Annotated in this window: 4 protein-coding genes; all 4 read left to right on the plus strand. The window is 33.9% G+C overall.

Translation table 11 applies throughout. The features are described 5' to 3' along the window. Window positions 1-363 precede the first annotated feature (363 nt). The 4 genes from JR053_RS04970 to leuS are packed head-to-tail and all read left to right on the plus strand — an operon-like array spanning window position 364 to window position 4,093. On the plus strand, window positions 364-663 hold the full coding sequence (locus JR053_RS04970) for an integration host factor subunit alpha (RefSeq protein ID WP_007302154.1): 300 nt from the start codon (window positions 364-366) through the stop codon (window positions 661-663). Continuing rightward, complete coding sequence (locus JR053_RS04975) at window positions 660-986, plus strand: MerR family transcriptional regulator (protein ID WP_010402982.1); 327 nt, start codon at window positions 660-662, stop codon at window positions 984-986. Before JR053_RS04970 ends, JR053_RS04975 begins: the two co-directional genes overlap by 4 nt. Window positions 987-1,038: 52 nt before the next feature. Next, the gene (locus JR053_RS04980) at window positions 1,039-1,629 is read left to right on the plus strand and encodes a murein hydrolase activator EnvC family protein (protein ID WP_007302156.1); all 591 of its coding nucleotides are present in this window, start codon (window positions 1,039-1,041) and stop codon (window positions 1,627-1,629) included. A 4-nt stretch (window positions 1,630-1,633) separates the two neighbouring features. Then, window positions 1,634-4,093 carry a leucine--tRNA ligase gene (gene leuS, locus JR053_RS04985; RefSeq protein ID WP_010402986.1) on the plus strand — a complete coding sequence of 820 codons (2,460 nt, stop codon included), beginning with the start codon at window positions 1,634-1,636 and terminating at the stop codon, window positions 4,091-4,093. Window positions 4,094-4,420: the final 327 nt, after the last annotated feature.

The following is a 4,420-nucleotide window of genomic DNA, read 5'->3' on the forward strand; positions in this document are numbered from 1 at the left end:
ATTTTGGTTTTGACTTTGTTAATTCTTCTGTCAGTTAATTCATGCCTGTCAGATCAAGTCTAAACTATTACATTTTCTTGTGTTGTATTCATATCTGACACTCCTTTAAAACTTGTCTATATTTTTATCTTACTTTGTTTGTCAGATCAAGTCTAAACTATTACACTTTATGTTTGTTATGAGTGGAATTTTAGTGTCAATTTTAGCACTTTTTTCAGATCATCAAATGGCGCTTTTCACAATATTTGCAATGTTAACATTTGCTAGTATTTTTAATTATGCTACAAAAGAAACATACTATAAAAATAAAGTAGCTGAATCTTGAGTCGATTGTTATATTATATTAACATACTGTAATAAATTATGACAACAAAAGACACAACAGTAACTAAGGCAACGATAGCTGAATGTATAAACCAGGAAATTGGATTATCGAAAGAAGACTCTATTGCAATAATAGATGATATATTGGATGAGATAAAAACGAGCTTAGCAAAGGATGGAATAGTAAAAATATCTTCATTTGGAACATTTTTGGTTAAAAACAAGAAAGAAAGACCAGGAAATATACCAAAGACATCGGAAAGGGTAGTAATTAAAGCGAGAAAATCAATTTCTTTTAGACCTTCAAAAATGATGAAAAAATTAATAAACAACCGATGAATAAGGAAAAATTATTTTACACAATTGGAGAAGTAGCTGAAGAACTACATTTGGAGCAGCATGTTTTAAGATTCTGGGAAAGTCAATTCCATCAAATTAAACCTATAAAACGGAAGGGAAGAAGACTATATGATCATAAGTGTATAGAGGCAATAAAGAAAATAAAATATATGCTATATGACAAAGGATATACAATAAAAGGAGTACAAAAGGAATTTGGTAACGATGTAAGAATTGATCATTATTCAAGAAATTTGTTGCAAGAACTTACCGATTTAAGAGACTATTTGACTGATAAAATAAATGAAGAAAGTAATAAATAGACGAAAAACACTATAAAGTTTTGTGAAAGTTGATATATCTAGAGATAAGTGTATGTGTCGTATAGCCTTGTTCTTTATATTATCAGCAATACTGATAAGCTGTGGCCTGCAAAAACCTGCACCTGTACTACTTAAAGGCGAAGAATTTTATGGGAAAAGAGACCTAGAGTACACAAGGGAGTATCATTTGATTAAAGAAAATGTTGATTCTTCGCTGCGAAAAGAAAGTAGAAAAGCCTTTGTAGATAAGGTATATAACAATAATGCACAAAGCATGTGTAAATTTGTAATACCGGTTAAAGGTGCAGTTACCTCTTCTGATAAAATATGTCAAGATGGCATAAAAATTACTGCTCAAAGTGGAACAAAGGTTATTGCTTCTGCACCTGGCAAAGTAATATACGTAGGCAAAGGCCTGAGGTGGTACGGAAATTTAATTATAGTGGAACATAAAGATAATTACATGACTATGTACTCCTATTTAAAAAACATACAAGTTGAAATTGGTGATAAAGTAAAACAAGGTCAAGTAATTGGATCTGCAGGTAAATCAAGCACACAAGATAAAGATCCGCAGATGTGTTTCACAATAAGGCATAATGGTCAAGCAGTCGATCCTTTAGTACATATAAACTGTGATTGAATTTATGAAATATGATTTTAAAAACGTTGAAAAATTCTACCAAAATAAGTGGGATTTTTCTGTAAGCAAAGATAGTAAAAAGAAGAAATGTTACGTGTTGGAAATGTTTCCATATCCATCTGGTAAGATTCATATGGGGCACCTGCGTAACTATGCAATAGGAGATGTTATAGCACGTTACAAGAGAGCTCATGGATTTGAGGTTTTGCACCCAATTGGCTGGGATGCGTTTGGATTACCAGCTGAAAATGCAGCAAGGGACAATAATATTAACCCTGCGGCGTGGACAAAAGAGAATATAGACAATATGCGTGCACAGCTAAAATCTATAGGTCTTTCCTACAATTGGAATCACGAGCTTTCCACATGTGAGCCTGATTATTACAAACACGAACAGAAATTTTTTCTGGATTTTTTAAAGCATGGTCTTGCCTATCGAAAAGAGTCGTGGGTTAATTGGGATCCAGTGGACCAAACAGTGCTTGCAAATGAGCAAGTGGTTGATGGAAAAGGATGGCGATCAGGTGCAGTTGTTGAAAAACGTAAGTTATTCCAATGGTTTTTAAAGATTACTGATTTTGCTGAAGATTTGCTTCATTGTCTGCAAAGTTTAAAAAATTGGCCAGAAAAAGTCAAAACTATGCAAGAGCGCTGGATAGGAAAATCTGAAGGGGCAACTATAGATTTTGAAATAGTTGGCCTGAATAAGAAATTAAAGATTTTTACAACTTCTCCTCATACTTTATTTGGAGCTTCTTTTCTTGCAGTAGGAGCAGAGCACCCTATTGTACAAGACCTTAAGGACAAAGAAATAAGAGACTTTATTGGTAATATGAAGGCAAAGGGGGAGAATGATGAAAAAATTGGAATTTACACTGGACTGAACGTCAGGCACCCATTTCTCGACAAGGAATTACCAATTTATATAGCGAATTTTGTGTTGATGGAGTATGGAGAAGGTGCGATTTTTGGTTGCCCTGCACATGATCAGCGTGATTTTGAATTTGCACAGAAGTATGGTTTACCGATTATTCCTGTAGTTTGTGAAGAGACCACAGAGATCTTAAAAGAACCGTACTTCGGTGATGGAGTGATGTTCAATTCTGAATTCTTAAACGGACTAATGATTAATGAGGCAAAAAAAGTAATCATAAAAAAACTTGAAGAAAAAGGAATAGGTAAGAAAACAATAAACTATCGTCTACACGATTGGGGAATTTCAAGGCAACGTTATTGGGGATGTCCTATACCTATTATACATTGTAAAGATTGTGGAATTGTTCCAGTTCCAGAAAAAGACCTCCCTGTTGTTCTACCAACGGATGTAGAATTTACAAGTGGTGGTAATCCCCTGGATAAGCACCCAACCTGGAAATTTGTTGATTGTCCAAAGTGCGGAAAGCAAGCAGAACGTGAAACTGATACATTTGACACTTTTTTTGAATCTTCTTGGTATTTTGCTGCATTTTGCAGTGAAAATAAATCGATTAATAAAGATACTTGTAATCGTTTTATGCCTGTTGATTATTACATAGGTGGAATAGAACATGCAATTCTACATTTGCTTTACTCAAGGTTTTTCTGCCGTGCTTTAACTAAATGTGGCTATTTTGACGTTAAAGAGCCTTTCTCTACTTTAATCACTCAAGGAATGGTCTGCCATATAACTTATAAAGATGAGAATGGCAAATGGCTCTTTCCCGAAGAAGCAAAAGAGTTGATTGCGAAGGGTGCTAAGATCCAAGTTGGAAAAGTCGAAAAGATGAGTAAGTCAAAGAAGAATACAGTTGACCCAAACTTTATCATAGAAAAATACGGTGCTGATACTGCTCGTTTGTTTGTATTATCCGATACCCCCCCAGAAAAAGATATGGAATGGTCTGATGATGGCGTGGAAGGTTGTTTTCGCTACATAAATAAATTGTGGCGTATGGTAGTGCAACTTAGGCCCGTAAACATACACTATGATAATGAAAACATTGTAGGTAAACTCCTAGAGTACAGAAAAAAAATCCATAAACTATTGCAAGTGCTTACAGATGACTTGGAAAACTGCAGATTAAACTGTGTGGTAGCAAAGTTTCGTGAAATGACAAATTTAATAGCTGAAATAGACGTAAAAACTGGAAAATCTCTTATTGATGAAGGTGTATGTATACTAATTAGAGTAATCGAACCATTCATGCCACACCTGGCTGAAAATTTATGGCAAAAAATAGGAGGCGAAGGCATGCTATATATGCAACCTTGGCCAAAAGCTGATGAATCACTACTAATTGATAATATGGTAACTGTGGCAGTACAGATTAATGGAAAGTTGCGTGCGACTATCAAAGTAGAAACTGATTTACCTCAAGAAAAATTGAAGAAAATAGCAACAGATTCTGTATCCAATAGAATCGATCAAAGCAAAATTCGCACTATATATGCTGTACCAAATAAGGTAGTAAACATAGTTATATAAAAATTTTGAGTAGCATGTCCCTAATTTCGTAGGTATACTTTTTTTGATATGAGTTTATATCTTTTTTAATATAAAGGATATATACTTGTGCATTATATATTTTTTTGTATGGGTAGTTATATGAAAATAAAAGGATTGTGTGTTTTAGCTGTTTTGCTCACTTCATCTCTAGCAGGTGCAGCTAGTAATAAAGTGTAATAGTTTAGACTTGATCTGACAGGCATGAATTAACTGACAGAAGAATTAACAAAGTCAAAACCAAAATCAGCATCCTGTTTAATGCTATCAATATTTTTCTGATAAGCAATATGCATACTATCAAAAAAG

It is taken from the genome of Wolbachia endosymbiont of Nasonia vitripennis, assembly GCF_048054115.1.
Classification (GTDB): domain Bacteria; phylum Pseudomonadota; class Alphaproteobacteria; order Rickettsiales; family Anaplasmataceae; genus Wolbachia.